Source organism: Ideonella sp. (assembly GCF_041287625.1).
Taxonomy (GTDB): domain Bacteria; phylum Pseudomonadota; class Gammaproteobacteria; order Burkholderiales; family Burkholderiaceae_C; genus Ideonella.
On the sequence record NZ_JBGGNH010000016.1, the window covers coordinates 44,573 to 60,887 of the forward strand.

General features: G+C 66.2%; 14 protein-coding genes. 9 read left to right on the forward strand and 5 right to left on the reverse strand.

The genetic code is table 11. From position 1 onward, the window contains the following. Nucleotides 1–204: 204 nt before the first annotated feature. Nucleotides 205–2,898 carry a protein kinase gene (locus tag ACAH41_RS05995; protein WP_325648672.1) on the forward strand — a complete coding sequence of 898 codons (2,694 nt, stop codon included), beginning with the start codon at nucleotides 205–207 and terminating at the stop codon, nucleotides 2,896–2,898. A 39-nt stretch (nucleotides 2,899–2,937) separates the two neighbouring features. Here ACAH41_RS05995 and ACAH41_RS06000 read toward each other — a convergent pair whose 3' ends face one another. After that, entirely contained in the window at nucleotides 2,938–3,315 is a 378-nt protein-coding gene (locus ACAH41_RS06000; protein WP_325648670.1) for a hypothetical protein, read from the reverse strand. A gap of 902 nt (nucleotides 3,316–4,217) precedes the next feature. Beyond that, nucleotides 4,218–5,567, reverse strand: coding sequence for an MFS transporter (locus tag ACAH41_RS06005; protein WP_325648668.1), 1,350 nt, complete (start codon nucleotides 5,565–5,567; stop codon nucleotides 4,218–4,220). A 195-nt stretch (nucleotides 5,568–5,762) separates the two neighbouring features. Between ACAH41_RS06005 and cyoA the strand changes: the two genes are divergently transcribed. From cyoA to ACAH41_RS06040, 7 genes are all read left to right on the forward strand, one after another. Further along, complete coding sequence (cyoA, locus tag ACAH41_RS06010) at nucleotides 5,763–6,803, forward strand: ubiquinol oxidase subunit II (RefSeq protein WP_325648666.1); 1,041 nt, start codon at nucleotides 5,763–5,765, stop codon at nucleotides 6,801–6,803. A gap of 112 nt (nucleotides 6,804–6,915) precedes the next feature. Next, nucleotides 6,916–8,919, forward strand: coding sequence for a cytochrome o ubiquinol oxidase subunit I (gene cyoB, locus ACAH41_RS06015; protein ID WP_370538217.1), 2,004 nt, complete (start codon nucleotides 6,916–6,918; stop codon nucleotides 8,917–8,919). A 32-nt stretch (nucleotides 8,920–8,951) separates the two neighbouring features. Next, nucleotides 8,952–9,578 (forward strand): cytochrome o ubiquinol oxidase subunit III, encoded by a 627-nt coding sequence (gene cyoC, locus ACAH41_RS06020; RefSeq protein WP_325648663.1) that lies wholly within the window; start codon nucleotides 8,952–8,954, stop codon nucleotides 9,576–9,578. Next, nucleotides 9,575–9,997 carry a cytochrome o ubiquinol oxidase subunit IV gene (gene cyoD / locus ACAH41_RS06025; protein ID WP_325648661.1) on the forward strand — a complete coding sequence of 141 codons (423 nt, stop codon included), beginning with the start codon at nucleotides 9,575–9,577 and terminating at the stop codon, nucleotides 9,995–9,997. Before cyoC ends, cyoD begins: the two co-directional genes overlap by 4 nt. Nucleotides 9,998–10,017: 20 nt before the next feature. Further along, the gene (locus tag ACAH41_RS06030; protein ID WP_325648660.1) at nucleotides 10,018–10,845 is read left to right on the forward strand and encodes an SURF1 family protein; all 828 of its coding nucleotides are present in this window, start codon (nucleotides 10,018–10,020) and stop codon (nucleotides 10,843–10,845) included. Further along, nucleotides 10,808–12,172: an ATP-binding protein gene (locus ACAH41_RS06035; protein WP_325648658.1), complete on the forward strand. Its 1,365-nt coding sequence runs from the start codon at nucleotides 10,808–10,810 to the stop codon at nucleotides 12,170–12,172. Before ACAH41_RS06030 ends, ACAH41_RS06035 begins: the two co-directional genes overlap by 38 nt. Continuing rightward, nucleotides 12,162–12,698 (forward strand): response regulator transcription factor, encoded by a 537-nt coding sequence (locus ACAH41_RS06040; RefSeq protein WP_325648656.1) that lies wholly within the window; start codon nucleotides 12,162–12,164, stop codon nucleotides 12,696–12,698. Before ACAH41_RS06035 ends, ACAH41_RS06040 begins: the two co-directional genes overlap by 11 nt. Nucleotides 12,699–12,716: 18 nt before the next feature. Here ACAH41_RS06040 and ACAH41_RS06045 read toward each other — a convergent pair whose 3' ends face one another. The 3 genes from ACAH41_RS06045 to ACAH41_RS06055 all read right to left on the reverse strand — a co-directional run bounded on the left by ACAH41_RS06045 (nucleotide 12,717) and on the right by ACAH41_RS06055 (nucleotide 15,666). Continuing rightward, on the reverse strand, nucleotides 12,717–14,000 hold the full coding sequence (locus ACAH41_RS06045; RefSeq protein WP_325648654.1) for a pitrilysin family protein: 1,284 nt from the start codon (nucleotides 13,998–14,000) through the stop codon (nucleotides 12,717–12,719). Nucleotides 14,001–14,258: 258 nt separating this feature from the next. After that, nucleotides 14,259–14,858 carry an NADPH-dependent F420 reductase gene (locus ACAH41_RS06050; protein WP_325648653.1) on the reverse strand — a complete coding sequence of 200 codons (600 nt, stop codon included), beginning with the start codon at nucleotides 14,856–14,858 and terminating at the stop codon, nucleotides 14,259–14,261. A 73-nt stretch (nucleotides 14,859–14,931) separates the two neighbouring features. After that, nucleotides 14,932–15,666 carry an SDR family oxidoreductase gene (locus tag ACAH41_RS06055; RefSeq protein WP_325648652.1) on the reverse strand — a complete coding sequence of 245 codons (735 nt, stop codon included), beginning with the start codon at nucleotides 15,664–15,666 and terminating at the stop codon, nucleotides 14,932–14,934. Nucleotides 15,667–15,778: 112 nt separating this feature from the next. Here ACAH41_RS06055 and ACAH41_RS06060 point away from each other — a divergent pair, with 112 nt between their 5' ends. Beyond that, a complete protein-coding gene (locus ACAH41_RS06060) occupies nucleotides 15,779–16,198 on the forward strand; it encodes a helix-turn-helix domain-containing protein (protein WP_325648650.1) in 420 nt (139 codons plus the stop codon). Nucleotides 16,199–16,315 lie beyond the last annotated feature (117 nt).

Consider the following 16,315-nt stretch of genomic DNA (forward strand, 5'->3'; position numbering starts at 1 on the left):
TCCGGTTTTGGCTTCAATCTTCGTTGTCCAAGGGCTGCATGTGACCGACGTTGGGGCCATGCACAGACCAGCGACCCGCGGCGCCTGCTCACCGTCGGCCGGCACGCCACGGAGGTGGCAGCCGCGTCGCCGCCTGTCGGACATGCGCGCGCAGCGGCGGTCGCTTTGTAAGCTATGGCATCGCGAGGAAAAGGTGCATTGCCCTTGATCGACCTGAAGACACTGCTCAACGACTGGTCTTCTCTGAGCGCCCTGCTGGACGAGGCTCTCGAACTCGAGCCCGGGCGCCGCGCTGCCTGGGTGGACGGCCTGGCAGAGGCGGAGCCGTTGAAGGCGGCGCTGCGGCAGATGCTGGCCGGCCTGGACACGCCTGGAACGTCGCCTTGCGACGCGCTGCCGTGCCTGAATGGCCTGCCCGATGGTTCCGACGCGCCATTTGGCGTCCTGGTACCCGACATGCGCATCGGCAGCTATCGCCTGCTGCGTGAACTTGGGCAGGGCGGCATGGGCGTGGTGTGGCTGGCGCAGCGCGACGACGGAGAACTGCAGCGCCAGGTGGCGCTGAAGCTGCCGCGCATCGACTGGAGCGAAGGCCTGCATGAACGGCTGCGGCGCGAGCGCGACGTCCTGGCCAGCCTGGCGCACCCTCACATTGCCGGCATTCACGATGCCGGTGTCGACAGCCAAGGCCGGCCCTACCTCGCGCTGGAGTACGTCGACGGCGAGCCGATCGACCGCTACTGCCAGCGGCGCCAGCTGCCGATCGCGCGGCGGCTGCGTCTGCTGCTTCAGGTGGCCGAGGCTGTCGCGCATGCGCACGCCAGGCTGGTTGTCCACCGCGACCTGAAGCCCGCCAACATCCTCGTCACCGCCGATGAACAGGCACGCCTGCTCGACTTCGGTATTGCCCAGCAGCTCGACGACGAGCGCGCCGTGGCCTCAGCGTTGACACAACGCGCTGGCCGTCCACTGACCGTGGACTACGCCAGCCCAGAGCAGCTGTGCGGTGGACCCATCGGCACCGCCAGCGACGTCTACAGCCTGGCCGTCGTCGCCTACGAGGTGCTCAGCGGCAACAAGCCGTATCGCCTGAAGCGGCAGACGCAGGCTGCACTGGAAGAAGCCATCGTCGCGTTGGAGGTGCCGCTGGCCAGCACGACAGTGAGCGATGCCGCGGTGCGACGTGCCTTGCGCGGCGATCTTGACGCCATCCTGAATCGCGCGATGAAGAAGGACCCGCGCGATCGCTACCCGAGCGTCGAGGCTTTCGCGCAGGACATCGAACGGCATCTGGCCAAGATGCCGGTGCAAGCCCGGCCCGACAGTGCCTGGTACCGGACGCTGCGCTTCCTGGCTCGCCGGGCCCTTCCTGTGGCGGCGGCCGGGGCAGTGTCGCTCGCCCTGGTGACCGGGACGGCCGTCGCGCTTTGGCAGGCGCGTGCTGCTCGGCTGGAGGCCGAGCGTGCAGAGCAGGTCAAGCGTTTTGCACTTTCCATCGTGAACGGCGCCGACATGGAGTCGGGCGCGAACAACGCGACCACCGCAGTTGACCTGCTGCAAGCCGCACGCCAGCGTGTGGAACAAGAACTGGCTGGCAGCCCCGCCAACGCCATCGAACTGATGACGGCGGTTGGCACCGGATTGCAATCCCAGGGCCAGGTCCAGGATGCGGCCGCTTTGCTGCTGACGACTCGCGACCGGGCCGTTCGCGAACTGGGTCCCGATCACCCGCTGACCCTGGCAGCCACCATCGCGCAGGGACTATCTCTCGTCAGCATCGACCGGCCCAAGGATGCGATCGCGGTCCTCGAGCCGGCATCACGGCAGGCTGCTCGCTTGGGCCAGGGGCAAGCGCAGGTGGAAGCGCTGGTGAATTTGAGTACCGCGCAGTTGGCCGCCGCCCAAGGGGAGGCTGGCGTTGCATCCGCACGCGCTGCCGTCGCTGCGGTGCAAGCCCAAGGCGAGGGCGCACGGCCAATCGACGCTTTCAACGCCTGGGGCCAGCTGGCCAATGCGCGGAATGCAACACAGGGGCCGGGGCTGGCAGACGCGGCGCGCCATGCCGTCGATGTGGCGCGACGGATCTACGGCAATCGGCTCACCGGCAACGTGATGGCCATCCGCCTGATGATGTCCCGCGGCCTGGACGCCGAGGGGCGTCATGCGCAGGCGCTGTCCGATTTGGAGGCGCTGTATGCAGATGCGCTGCGACTGTTCGGTGCCGACCAGCCGCGCGTGGAGCCGATTGCCGTTTACCTTGGAATCGCCCGCGCTGAGACAGGGGACCTCGACGGCGCGGTCGTAGCGTTTCGGGCTGCGCTGAATGTGAGCGAACGGGTCCGCGGCGGCACTGGCGGCAACCAGGGCATTGGCCGCTTCTTGCTTGGCCGCACGCTTGCGGCACAGCGCCGGGACAAAGAGGCGCTGGTGGAACTGCAGCGCAGCGTGGCGCTTCTCACCGCATCCGTCGGTGCAACGACCGCTCAAACGGCGCGCGCTCGCTCGGTGCTGGCATCGGTGCTGACGCGGCTGGGACGTGTGGACGAGGCCGACCGTGTCTTTGCCGATCTCGAGCAGGCGCGGTGGACGCCGCTCGAGAAGGCGCAGAGCGACGGCCGTCTGGCCCTGCTGCGCAGCCGGCAGGGCCGCCATGAAGAAGCCGTCGCACTTGCACAGGCATCGCGCCAGGCGCTCGCGCCGCACCCTTCAGAACTCGTGCGAGCCGACGCCGCGGCGACCCTGGGGCGCGTGCTGCTGGCGAGCGGTCAGGCCGGGCCGGCGCAGTCTTCGCTGCGCACGGCCGCAGACTTGTACAGCGCACGCCACACGCTTCCCACGCCGGACCGCGTCGATGTGGACACGGCACTTGCGACCGCGGTGCGGCTGGGCAAGCCATAAGGGCGTTGGCCCTTGGACAGCATCAACCGGCGGTGTTGCTCACCGCGTGGCATCCGGCAACCGGCGCTGCGGCAGCTGTGGCTGCAGATTCCGATTGCCAGAAGCCTGAGCAGGCTTGCCTCCGACGATGATGATTCCCTTCTCCTGTCCGTTCGGCCTGCTGGGCGCAAGGCGCCCTGACTTGGCGCTTGATTGTGGTGGCAACGGTTGGGGATTCAAGTCAGCGGCGCCTGACTTCAGGTGCTGGCCACCAGGCGCTGTCTTGGCTTTGGCAGCAGTTGGATACGACTGTGCGTGGGCCAGTCCAGCGCTCGCCAGCGCCAGCACGAACATGACGATGCGGGCATGGTTGCGCGACGGCAGACGTGCGAGGGCGACTGCCTCGACAGACTCGGGCAAGGTGTGGCGTGGCGACATGTGCGACTCCGGAGGAAGAGTGTTGAGGAATTGCGAGCCTGCCCAGGGCTTTCTGAAGGCGAGGCGTCGCGAGAGTGAAAACGGCAACGGCACGCACAAGCGGACATGGGTTGCGAAAGCTTTGGAGATCCACCGACGCATACAACCCGTACATCTCCTACAGCGACGAAAGCCTGTCGACCTCCGACAACGTCGCAGACCAGTGGGTCGGCGGTGCTTCGCTGGGCCTGACGTCGGTCGAAACGCTGGTGACCCCAGCGTCAAGGCGGCCAACAGCGCGGCTGTCAACGCCGTCGTCGCCAAGGCGAATGTTGTCTTCATATGCGCCAAGGAGATGCACGATGACAACTACCACCGATTCCCTGTTGCTGAAATTCGGCCCACGGACTCCGTCATTGGGGTCACCCGCAAGGCGGTCAAGGCCATGGCCACGCGCCTCGGAGTTCCTGAGACTGAGGTCGTTCACTTTGGGCTGGCAAGGCTCGCCGAGAGCACTTTGCCGAGCTACGAGGGATGGCGTGGCGGTCGAGGTCGCCTACGGGACTACGCAGCCGCACGATGTCGCTTCTAGCAGACGCTTAATCAGGCTTACGGGCAGACGCCGAAGTTGGGTTCGCTGCATGCGTCAATGAGTCGAGCGCTCAACGCGGCATACATTGCAATACGAAAATAAACTTCGCGGGTTTGCAACGGCTCACCTGCTCGAAAACGCGCGCCACAAAAAGAAATGGCACCGCGAGGGTGCCAAAGAGGCCGACTGAAAGGGAGGGAGGGAGGATGTCGGCCCCGTAGGAAGTCTAGCCCCCCGCGCGGCGTGGAGCTGTAGGACGAGACCTACTTTTGCAAGCGCAGGTGACAAGGCGGCCTTTTGGCTGCCCCACGAAGCTGGCGCATGCCATGGCTCACTCGCCGCTGTCGCGCATCATGCGGTTGAAGCGCAGCGCCAGCAGCGTGCAGGCTGCGGCAGACAGCAGGTAGACCGTGACCGATACCAAACCGAAGCGGGCAGACAGGCCGAGGGCGACCAGCGGCGCGAAAGCTGCGCCAATCAGCCAGGCCAGGTCGGCCGTCAGCGCGGCGCCGGTGTAGCGGAAGCGCGGCAGGAAGTTCGAGGTCACAGTGCCCGCGGCCTGCCCATAGGAAAGGCCCAGCAGCGCGAAGCCGATCAGCACGAACAGATCCTGCCCCGGCTTGCCCCCATTGAGCAGCAGCGGCACGAACAGGCTGAAGGCTGCGATCAACCCGGCCAGCAGTCCCAAAGTCCGGCGCCGGCCGATGCGATCGGCCAGGATGCCGGACAGCAGCATGGCCGCGCCCGCCAGCATTGCGCCGACGATCTGCAGCGACAGGAAGCTGCCGATGTTCTGTTGCGAATACAGCAGGATCCACGACAACGGGAAGATGGTCACGATGTGGAACAGCGCGTAGCTGGCCAGCGGGGCAAAGGCACCGATGAACAGGTTCGGTCCCTGCAGCCCCACCAAGTCAGCCACATTGCAGGGCTCCAGCTCCCGTGCCTGCAGTTCCTGCTCGTATTCATGGGTGACCACCAGGCGCAGCCGGGCGAACAGCGCGACGACATTGATCGCGAAGGCCGCAAAGAACGGGTAACGCCAGCCCCAGGTCAGGAAGTCCACCGTCGTCAGGCCGTTCCACAGGTAGGCGAACAGGCTGCAGGCGATCAGGAAGCCCAGCGGCGCACCCAACTGGCCCAGCATCGCGTACCAGCCGCGCCTGCCCTTGGGCGCGTTCATGGCCAGCAGCGAGGGCAAGCCGTCCCAGGATCCGCCCATGGCCAGACCCTGGCCGAGGCGGCACAGCGCCAGCAGCACGATGGCCATCGTGCCCGCCTGCTCGTAGCTGGGCAGCAAGGCCATCACGGCGGTGGACGAGCCCAGCAGGAACAGCGCGACCGTCAGCTTGGTGCTGCGGCCGAAGCGGCGCTGGATCTGCATGCCGATCAGCGTGCCTGCGGGCCGGACGACAAAAGCGGCTGCGAACAGCGCAAACGCCAGCAATGTGCCTTCCAGTCGACCCACAAACGGAAAAAACAGCGACGGAAACACCAGCACCGAGGCGATGCCGTAGACAAAGAAGTCGAAGTATTCCGAGGCGCGTCCGATGACCACACCGACCGCGATGTCGCCAGGGGCGACGCTCGGCTCGTTCTGGTGGTCCACCAGCGGCACATGGCCGCGGCTGGGCGTTGAAAGGCCTGGGTGCGACAGAGTTTGGGTAGGTGTGCTGCTCATGAGGCGTTATAGGTCGAAATCACTGCACCGGGCGCCTGGGGATACCCCGGGTCGCTACCACAAAAAGTACAGTCCGGCATTGCGGCAGGAAAGGTCATGGCTTGGACAAAACGTCCAATGGCTTGTTCTGCGCAATCCGCTTACATTCGGCCGCGCTGCACAACTGTCGTTTACCCGTTGGTCTGGTTTCTCCTGATGTTGTTCCCAAAGCCTAGAACCCTCGCCCGCTTGGCCGCAGCGCTTGCTGCGCTGCCCCTGACGGCCTGCAACCTGGTCGTGATGAAGCCCTCGGGCGACATTGCTGCCCAGCAAGCCCAGCTGGTGGTCACGTCCACGCTGCTGATGCTGATCATCATCATTCCGGTGATCGCATTGACCTTGCTGTTCGCGTGGCGCTATCGCCAGTCCAACCAGGAGGCAATCTACACGCCCGACTGGGACCACTCGACGAAGCTGGAGTTGTTGATCTGGGGCGCACCGCTGCTGATCATCATCGCGCTGGGCGCGCTGACCTGGATCAGCACCCACAAGCTGGACCCGTATCGCCCGCTGGATCGCATTGACGCCGCCCGCGCGCTGCCGGCCGACGTCAAGCCGCTGGAAGTCCAGGTCGTGGCGCTGGACTGGAAGTGGCTGTTCATCTATCCCGAGCAAGGCATTGCGACGGTCAACGAACTCGCTGCGCCGGTGGACCGCCCGATCCGCTTCCGGATCACCGCCTCCACGGTGATGAATTCGTTCTACGTGCCCGCGCTGGCTGGCCAGATCTACGCCATGCCCGGCATGGAAACCTCGCTGCACGCGGTGATCAACCAGGCCGGGGTGTACGACGGCTTCTCGGCCAACTACAGCGGCGCCGGCTTCTCGCACATGCGCTTCAAGTTCCAGGGCCTGTCGGACGCCGACTTCGCCAAGTGGGTCGACAGCAACAAGGCCCAGGGCACGCCGCTGGACCGCGCGGTCTACACCGAACTGGAAAAGCCCAGCGAGCGCGAGCCGGTGCGCCGCTACGCCAGCGTCGACAAGGCGCTGTACGACGCCATCCTGAACCGCTGCGTCGACGCCAACAAGATGTGCACCGGCCAGATGATGGCGATCGACGCCGCTGGCGGCCTGGGCAAGGGCAGCGTCACCGGCGTGGCCAGCCGCACCTGGCGCGAAGCCGACCAGACCTATGTCGCGGCCATCTGCACGCCGGAGAATCCGGACGGCCGGCCGCTGCTGGCCCGCCCTTGAGGCTGGCACGGCCGCACCTGAGGCCAGAGACCCCGCTTTTTCCCATCTGCCCGCCGCGCCACGGCCGTGACAATGCGCACGGCCGCCGCGGCACCAGTTTTCCGAGATCATGATGTCCGATCCACACGACCTCAGCACGCTCATCTTTGGTCGCCTCAGTCTTGAGGCGATTCCCTATCACGAGCCCATCCTGATAGGTACCTTCATCATGGTCGCGCTGGGCGGCCTGACCCTGCTGGCGCTGATGACGCGCTTCCGCGTCTGGGGGCCGCTGTGGCGCGACTGGGTGACCAGCATCGACCACAAGAAGATCGGCATCATGTACATCGTCATGGGCCTGATCATGCTGCTGCGCGGCTTTGCCGACGCGCTGATGATGCGGGCCCAGCAGGCGCTGGCCTTTGGCGACTCGGCCGGCTTCCTGCCGCCGCACCACTACGACCAGGTCTTCACCGCCCACGGCGTGATCATGATCTTCTTCGTGGCGATGCCGCTGGTGACCGGCTTCATGAACTACGTGGTGCCGCTGCAGATCGGCGCCCGTGACGTGGCCTTCCCGTTCCTGAACAACTTCAGCTTCTGGATGACCGCCAGCGGTGGTGCGCTGGTGATGGCCTCGCTGTTTGTCGGCGAGTTCGCCCGCACCGGCTGGCTGGCCTACCCGCCGCTGTCGGGCATCCTGGCAAGTCCTGACGTGGGGGTGGATTACTACATCTGGTCCCTGCAGATCGCGGGGGTGGGCACATCGCTGTCAGGCATCAACCTGATCGCCACCATCATCAAGATGCGCGCGCCCGGCATGACGATGATGAAGATGCCGGTCTTCACGTGGACCGCCCTGTGCACCAACGTGCTGATCGTCGCCGCTTTCCCCATCCTGACCGCCGTGCTGGTGCTGCTCAGCCTGGACCGCTACGTCGGCACCAACTTCTTCACGAACGATCTTGGCGGCAACGCGATGATGTACGTGAACCTGATCTGGATCTGGGGCCACCAGGAGGTCTACATCCTGGTGCTGCCGGTGTTCGGCATCTTCTCTGAAGTTGTCGCGACCTTCTCCAGCAAGCGCCTGTTCGGTTATGCCTCGATGGTCTACGCGACCGTCGTCATCACCATCCTGTCGTACCTCGTCTGGCTGCACCACTTCTTCACGATGGGCTCCGGCGCCAGCGTGAACTCGTTCTTCGGCATCACGACGATGATCATCTCGATCCCCACCGGGGCGAAGATCTTCAATTGGCTGTTCACGATGTACCGCGGCCGCATCCGCTTCGAGCTGCCGATGATGTGGACCATCGCGTTCATGATCACCTTCGTGATCGGCGGCATGACCGGCGTGCTGCTGGCGGTGCCCCCGGCCGACTTCGTGTTGCACAACAGCCTGTTCCTGATCGCCCACTTCCACAACGTCATCATCGGTGGCGTGGTGTTCGGTGCCTTCGCCGGCATCAGCTACTGGTTCCCCAAGGTCTTCGGCTTCAAGCTGGATCCGTTCTGGGGCAAGTGCTCGTTCTGGTTCTGGGTCATCGGCTTCTACTTCGCCTTCATGCCGCTGTATGTGCTGGGCCTGATGGGCGTGACCCGCCGCATGAGCCACTTCGACGATCCGTCGCTGCAGATCTGGTTTGTCATCGCCGCCTTCGGCGCGGTGCTGATCGCGCTGGGCATCGGCTCGTTCCTGATCCAGCTGCTGGTCAGCTACCTCAGGCGTGAACAGCTGCGCGACCTGACGGGCGACCCGTGGAATGCCCGCACGCTGGAATGGTCGACCTCGTCGCCGCCGCCGGACTACAACTTCGCCTTCACGCCGCTGGTGCACGACAACGACGCCTGGCACGACATGAAGCAGCGCGGCCACCAGCGCCCGACCAGCGGCTTCAAGGCCATCCACATGCCCAAGAACACGGCCGCCGGTTTCGTGATCTCGGTGATCGCCGCAGCCTTCGGTTTCGCGATGATCTGGCACATGTGGCTGCTCGCCGGCCTGTCGTTTGTTGCGATGCTGGTGGCCATCATCGTGCACACCTTCAACTACAAGCGCGACTTCCACATCCCGGCTGACGAGGTGACCCGCACCGAAGACGCCCGCACCAAGGCCCTGGCCGCGCTGGCTTGACCGAAGCCGACCGATCACCTGAGAAGTCCAACATGAGTTCTTCCCCCACGCTAGCCGCCGGCGCCGAAGCGCCGGTCTTCTACGACGACGGCCACCACCATCCCGAGCAGGGCACGCTGCTGGGCTTCTGGCTGTACCTGATGAGCGACTGCCTCATCTTCGCGGTGCTGTTCGGCTGCTACGCCGTGCTCGGTCGCAGCTATGCGGCCGGCCCGTCGGGCGCCGACCTGTTCGAGCTGCCGGTCGTCGCGGCCAACACCGCGATGCTGCTGTTCTCGTCCATCACCTACGGCTTCGCGATGCTGCAGATGCAGGCTGGCCGCAAGAACGGCGTGCTGCTCTGGCTGGGCATCACCGGCCTGTTCGGCCTGGCCTTCCTGGGCCTGGAGCTGACCGAGTTCGCGCACCTGATCCATGAAGGTGCCGGTCCGCAGCGCAGCGCCTTCCTGTCCTCGTTCTTCACGCTGGTCGGCACCCACGGCCTGCACGTCACCTTCGGCATCATCTGGCTGGTGACGCTGATGGTGCAGGTCAACCGGGGTGGCCTGATCCTTGAGAACAAGCGCCGCCTGGTCTGCCTGTCGATGTTCTGGCACTTCCTGGACGTCGTGTGGATTGGCGTCTTCACCTTTGTCTACCTGATGGGCACGCTGCCATGAGCGACCACCGCACCCACGTCGTCGAGACGAACTCCCACCTGCAAAAGCGCGGTCAGGGCCACCATGACCATGACGACCACCACGGCGACATTGCCTACCATGCCAGCTTCAAGGGCTACCTGGTCGGCTTCCTGCTGTCGGTCGTGCTCACCGCCATCCCGTTCTGGCTGGTGATGGCCAAGGTGCTGCCGTCCTCCGGCGTCACCGCTGCCGTGATCCTCGGCTTTGCCGCGGTGCAGATCGTCGTGCACATGGTGTACTTCCTGCACATGAACGCCAAGGTCGAAGGCGGCTGGTCCATGCTGGCGCTGATCTTCACCGGCGCCGTGGTCTTCATCATGCTGTCGGGTTCGATCTGGGTGATGTACCACCTGAACACCAACATGATGCCGATGCACGACATGCGCACTGCCCCGTAAGTCCAGCGCAGGCAGCAGGCATGACGAGCAGCGCTGACACCGCGCGCAAGCCGCGCGGGCGGCTGGCGCTGTTCGTGGCCCTGCTGGCCGGCGGGCTGGTGCTGGCCGGGCTGCTCGCACTGGGCACCTGGCAGGTCAAACGCCTGGCCTGGAAGCAAGACCTGATCGCCCGCGTGACGCGCCAGCAGGTTGCGCCACCGGTGGCCGCACCGGGCCAGGCCGACTGGCCGGCGCTGAACCGCAGTGCCGACGAATACCGCCGCCTGCAACTGCAGGGCGAGTTCGACCACAGCCGCGAAACCCTGGTGCGCGCCAGCACCGAATACGGCACCGGCTATTGGGTATTGACCCCGCTGCACAGCCGCCAGGGCTTCTGGCTGCTGGTCAACCGCGGCTACGTGCCGCCCGAGTTTCGCAGCCGCGAAAGCCGCCTGGCCACCGAGCCGCAAGGCCCGCAGGTGCTGACCGGCCTGCTGCGGCTCACCGAACCCAAGGGCAGCCTGCTGCAGGCCAATGAGCCGGCGGCAGGGCGCTGGTATTCGCGTGACGTGCGGGCCATTGCCGCTGCGCGCGGGCTGGGTGGCCCGGTTGCCCCGTATTTCGTTGACCAGGCCTTGCCGCCCGAGGCTGCCGGCGCTGACAGCACCCCCGAGACCTGGCCTCGCGCCGGCCTGACCGTGCTGAACTTCAGCAACAATCACCTGGTTTACGCCGTCACCTGGTTCACGCTGGCGGCCATGCTGGCCGCAGCGTTGATCTGGCTGTCCCGCCGGGCCTGGCAGCGGCAACTTCCTGCCGCCGCCTCCGCCCATGCCACTCCTGACCCCGCTGCCGATCGCCGAGGCTGACCCTCCGCGCCCCACTGCCGAAATCGGCCGTGCGCCCGAACGCCTGGCCGGCCGCAAGAACCTGCTGCAGCTGATCCAGCTGCGCTGGGTTGCCGTGGCAGGGCAGCTCGCCACCATCGGCACCGTGCAGCTGGTGCTGGACCTGGGGCTGCCGATCCGCGAAATGCTGGTCCTGCTGGCCTCGCTGGCTGTGTTCAACCTGGCCTGCGGCCTGCGTGCCCGCGCCAGCCGCGAGATCAGCCAGGCCGAGCTGTTCGCCGGCCTGCTGGTCGACGTGCTGGTGCTCACCGGCCAGCTGTTCTTCAGCGGCGGCATCACCAACCCCTTTGTCTTCCTCTACCTGCTGCAGGTGGTCGTCACCGCGGTGCTGTTGCGCACGCCGTTTGTCTGGGCCATGGTGGCCTTGACCTCGCTGTGCCTGGTGGCGCTGACCCAGTGGCATCACCCGCTGATCCTGCCCGACCTGGACGACTCGCCGCTGTCCATGCACTACATCGGCGGCCTGCTGATGTGCTTCCTGATCAACGCCGCGCTGCTGGTGATCTTCATCGGCCGCATCGGCAGCAACCTGCGCCAGCGAGACGCCCGCCTGGCCGACCTGCGCCAGCGCGCCGCCGAAGAGGGCCACATCGTGCGCATGGGCCTGCTGGCCACCGGCGCAGCGCACGAACTCGGCACGCCGCTGGCCACGCTGTCGGTCATCGTCGGCGACTGGTCGCGCATGGCGCCGTTTGCCGGCGACCCGGAGCTGCGCGAGGAGATCGAGGAAATGCAGGCCCAGCTCAAGCGCTGCAAGACCATCGTCAGCGGCATCCTGATGGCCGCCGGCGAGGCGCGCGGCGAATCACCGGTGCTGACCACGCTGCATGCCTTCCTGGACGAGCTCGCCACCGAATGGCAGCTCACGCGCCAGCCAGGGGACTTCGTCTACGAGCGCAGCAATACGCCCGACCTGCCCATCGTGTCGGACACTGCGCTCAAGCAGATGATCTGCAATGTGCTGGACAACGCATTGGAAGCCGCTCCGCAAGGCCGACTGCGCCTGCTTGCGAGTTGCGACGAGGACGACACGCTGGTGCTGCGCGTGCAGGACCAGGGCCCCGGCTTTGCCGAAGAGATGCTGGCCCATTTCGGCCAGCCTTACCAATCCACCAAGAACAAGCCCGGTCGCGGCCTGGGCCTGTTCCTGTCGGTCAACGTGGCCCGTTTGCTGGGCGGGCGCATCATCGCCCGCAACCCGGCCGAGGGCGGTGCCGAGGTCAGCGTGACGCTGCCGCTGGCCAGCCTGACGTTGCAGAAATCCGAAGGAACCCGCCATGGACACTGAACCGCAACTGCTGATCGTCGAGGACGACGACGCGTTCGCGCGCACGCTGGTCCGCTCCTTCGAGCGCCGCGGCTACGAAGTGCGCCGCGCCGCCAGCCTGGACGGCGTGCAGGCCTTGCTGCCGCTGCACAGCCCCGAATACGCCGTCGTCGACCTGAAGCTTGCCAACGGCTCTTCCGGACTGGCCTGCGTGCAGGTGCTGCTGGCGCACAACCCGGAGATGGTGGTGGTGGTGCTCACCGGCTACGCCAGCATCGCCACCGCGGTCGAGGCCATCAAGCTGGGCGCGCGCCACTACCTGGCCAAGCCTGCCAACACCGACGACATCATTGCCGCCTTCGACCGCAGCGAAGGCAATGCCGAAGTCGAGCTGACCGAGCGCACCACGTCCATCAAGACGCTGGAGTGGGAACACATCCACGACACGCTGGCCGCGACCAACTTCAACATCTCGGAGACCGCCCGCCGACTCGGCATGCACCGCCGCACGCTGGCGCGCAAGCTGGAGAAGCAGCGCGTCAAGTGACGCGGTGCGTCGGCGGGGTCAGAAGGCCCAGAGCGCCTGCGCCTGTTCGCGTAGTTTCGCCGGCACGCTGCCGCCCAGACCCACTGCTGCCGGCCGGGCCAGCATCTTCGCGAAAACTTCCTGTACCTGTTTCGGGCGGACGGCCAGCAGGCGCTCCAGCCCTTCGTTGGCGTCCCGCAGTTCGCCGAAGGTGAACAGCTCCTGCGCAGCCGCTTCCAGCCGACGGCCTGGCTGCTCCAGCCCGCGCAGGAAGCGCACCTGCATCTGCCGGCGCGCGCGCGCCAGGCCCACCTTGTCCGGGCCTTCGTCGGCCTGCCGGCGCAGCAGGCGCGCCACCTCGGTGAACAGCTCGGCCGCCTGCTTGGAAGCGGTGGCCGCTTCAATGACGAACTGCCCGGTCATCGGCAGCACATCGGCCGTGCAGGCCGCGTAGTAGGCCAGCCCGCGCCGCTCGCGGATCTCGTCCAGCAGCGGCGAGCTCATGCCTTCGCCCAGCAGCGCAGCGGCCAGCACATGGGCCACGTGTCGCTTGTCGGCCAGCGTCGGCGTCTCGAAGCCCAGCACCACCTGGCACTGCGAGCTGCCGGCCAGCCGGCATTGCTGGATGCCGCCGATCCACTCCGGCGGCGTGGCCAGGTTCGGTTCGCCGCGCGGCATGCCACCAAAGGCCGCTTCCACGGCGCGCATGAATGCATCAGGCTCGACCGGCCCGGCCGCGGCCACCACCACGTTGCACGCGCCGTACTGCGCCTGCACATAGCCCAGCAGTTCCTCGCGGCTGAAGCGCTCGATGTTCGCGCGCAGCCCGATCACCGGTCGGCCCGCGGCGTGGCGCCGGCCATAGCAGGCGCGGTCGAAGGCCTGGAAGGCGACGGCGGCCGGGTCTTCCTCCACCTCGGCCAGCTCGTGCAGGATGACCTGGCGCTCGCGCTCCAGCTCGTCGGCCGGGAAGCTGGGGTTCAGCACGATGTCGGCCAGCAGCGGCACGAAGCTCAGCAGGTCCTCGGCCAGGCCTTCGATGTGGAAGGCGGTGTGGTCCTTGTCGGTGTGCGCATTGACCTCGGCGCCCAGGCGCTCTGCATCCAGGTTGATGCGCTGGCAGTCCCGCGTGGCCGTGCCCTTGAAGGCCATGTGCTCGACCACGTGGCTGATGCCGGCCAGGCGTTGGCTCTCGTGCAGGCTGCCGGTGCGGATGTACACGCTCAGCGACACGGTGGATCGCCACGGCATGGGCAGCGCGACCACGCGCAGCCCGTTGGGCAAGGTGGCCAGATGAGGAGCGGGCAGGGCAGGCAGTGACACGGGCAAGGGCTCAGGGCGGACCAGATGTGGACAAGGGGCGCAGTGTCGCCGAGCCAGCATCGGTTTGCCTCAAACCCTTCAAAAGCCATGCGGGCGGCAACCTGTCCGACTGCAGGCGGCGGCGCCGCTGGGCATCGATCACCTGCTCAAGCGCCAGCCCGCAGCTGCTGTTGATGGACGAGCCGCTGGCCGCGCTGGACGCCGCCCGCCAAGCCGAAGCCCCGCACGCTGCGCCGGCGGGTGTGAAGGTGGTGCGCGTCAGTCGAACTTGACCAAGTCCTTGAAGATGAGGTGGCCCCAGCTGTTTCCGCGGGCCTGCACCAGCAATCCACCTTCCGAAAGCCCGCCAAGTTTGATCGGCGAGAAACCGAGTTTTCCCGCAAGCGCGCCAATCTCCGCTGCTGCGCCGTCATCGTCGCTTGCCAGGAACACGACTCTCCTGCCACCGTGTACGGCCGGATCCTTGTCGAGGACGGCCGCGACCAGATGATTGAAGCCCTTGACCAGTCTTCCACCCGCGAAGGCCTGCGCGACCACTTTGGATGAAGGCTGTCCTTCCAGTTGCTCAGGGGGCACGCCGTAGGCGTTGGTCACGTCGACGATGGTCTTCCCCTTCCAGGTGGGCAGCGCCTTCGCGACATCCGGGTGCGACTCGAAACGCACAGCCAAAAAGAGGACGTCCGCCTTGAGGGCGTCCGCCAATTTTTTGGGGATGACCGTGGGCCCGATCGCGGCCGCATCGGCTGCGAAGCTCTCCGGGTCGCGCGTGGTGGCAACGGACACCTCGATGCCGCTGCGCGCAAACGCCTTGGCAAGCGCTTGGCCGATATGGCCGAAGCCAATGATTGCGTAGCTCATGTGTTCTCCTTGGGTTTGAACACGCCCGGCCGGCTCCGAATAGCGAATGGGGCGACCGGCCGGGCGCAGTGCGTCAGAGTTGCGCCAGGCCGCCGTCGACGGCGACCTCGCTGGCGGTCATGAAACTGCTGTCCGACGACGCGAGAAAGGCAGCAGCCGCCCCGATCTCCGCCGGATCGGCCATGCGCTGCAGCGGTGTCATCGCGGCGTAGACCTTCTGGCCCTCTTCACCCAGCGCCTGCTTCGCGAGTTCGGTCGCAGTCGCCCCGGGCGACAGCACGTTGACCCGGATGCCGGTGCCTTTGAGGTCCTCCGCCCAGGTCCGCGCGAGGTTGCGCACTGCCGCCTTGCTCGCGCTGTAGGCGCTCATCCCGGGGGCGCCGGTGGTGCCGGCGCTCGATCCCGTCAGGATGATCGAACCACCCTTGCCCATCAGCGGCAGCGCCTTCTGGACCGTGAAGATCGTGCCCTTCACATTGGTGTCGAAGGTTTCGTCGATGTGCTTGGCGGTGATCTCGCCGAGGCGAGCCTGGCTTCCCGCGCCGGCATTGGCGACGACGATGTCGAGGGTTCCGCGCTCGGCCTTCACCGCCGCGTAGAGCCGGTCGAGGTCGGCCAGATCGGACACCGAGCCCTGCACCCCGCGGGCATTGGGCCCGAGCTTCGCTACAGCGGCGGCTAGCGATTCTTGTCGGCGGGCGTAGATGAAGACGAAGGCGCCTTCCTCGATGAAGCGCTTTGCCGCGGCGAAGCCGATGCCTGTCGCGCCGCCGGTGACAACAGCGGTCTTTCCATTCAGTCTGGTCATGTCATGAATCCTTGGTTGCGTATGCAGGAAAGCTGGGAAATGCTTGCCTGAAGACAACTATGGAGTTCTGATAACCTAAGGACAAGTATGCACTTTTTGGTAAGTATCAAAAATGACGACACCCCCTGAAATCTGCGATACCGGCTGCGGACTCAACGCGACGCTCCGCGTCATCTCGGGCAAATGGAAACCGCTCATCCTGTTTTTCCTGCGCGACGGCCCGAAGCGCTACGGCGAGCTCAAGCGCCTGACCCAGGGCGTCAGCGACAAGGTGCTGATCCAGCAGTTGAAGGACCTGGAGGCCGATTGCGTGTTGGCGCGGAACGACTACAAGGAGGTGCCGCCGCGTGTGGACTACGCGCTGACGCCGCTCGGTCGCAGCCTCGCCGCCGCGATCGTCCCGCTGTGCACCTGGGGGACCGAGAACGCGGCGGAGATGGCAAGCATCTTCGCCAGGCGCGACACACTGCCCGAGCTTGATACATTGGCATCGGAGCCTACGACCAGCTACTCCCCTGCAATTGGCCGTTGATTGGTGCCCATCGGCATCACACCGCGTCCAGGCGGCCGGCCCGCGAGGTGAGTAAGGCCAGCGTGGTGCAGGCGCACCAGCGCGCCATGCAGGCCACGCGCGGGATCAGCTCATCGA

Excerpts from the sequence above, each read along its gene's own strand:
- ACAH41_RS06000 (WP_325648670.1), bottom strand. The coding sequence starts at position 3,315 with ATGTCGCCACGCCACACCTTGCCCGAGTCTGTCGAGGCAGTCGCCCTC.
- ACAH41_RS06005 (WP_325648668.1), bottom strand. The coding sequence starts at position 5,567 with ATGAGCAGCACACCTACCCAAACTCTGTCGCACCCAGGCCTTTCAACG.
- cyoA (WP_325648666.1), top strand. The coding sequence starts at position 5,763 with ATGTTGTTCCCAAAGCCTAGAACCCTCGCCCGCTTGGCCGCAGCGCTT.
- cyoB (WP_370538217.1), top strand. The coding sequence starts at position 6,916 with ATGTCCGATCCACACGACCTCAGCACGCTCATCTTTGGTCGCCTCAGT.
- cyoC (WP_325648663.1), top strand. The coding sequence starts at position 8,952 with ATGAGTTCTTCCCCCACGCTAGCCGCCGGCGCCGAAGCGCCGGTCTTC.
- cyoD (WP_325648661.1), top strand. The coding sequence starts at position 9,575 with ATGAGCGACCACCGCACCCACGTCGTCGAGACGAACTCCCACCTGCAA.
- ACAH41_RS06030 (WP_325648660.1), top strand. The coding sequence starts at position 10,018 with ATGACGAGCAGCGCTGACACCGCGCGCAAGCCGCGCGGGCGGCTGGCG.
- ACAH41_RS06035 (WP_325648658.1), top strand. The coding sequence starts at position 10,808 with ATGCCACTCCTGACCCCGCTGCCGATCGCCGAGGCTGACCCTCCGCGC.
- ACAH41_RS06040 (WP_325648656.1), top strand. The coding sequence starts at position 12,162 with ATGGACACTGAACCGCAACTGCTGATCGTCGAGGACGACGACGCGTTC.
- ACAH41_RS06050 (WP_325648653.1), bottom strand. The coding sequence starts at position 14,858 with ATGAGCTACGCAATCATTGGCTTCGGCCATATCGGCCAAGCGCTTGCC.
- ACAH41_RS06055 (WP_325648652.1), bottom strand. The coding sequence starts at position 15,666 with ATGACCAGACTGAATGGAAAGACCGCTGTTGTCACCGGCGGCGCGACA.
- ACAH41_RS06060 (WP_325648650.1), top strand. The coding sequence starts at position 15,779 with ATGACGACACCCCCTGAAATCTGCGATACCGGCTGCGGACTCAACGCG.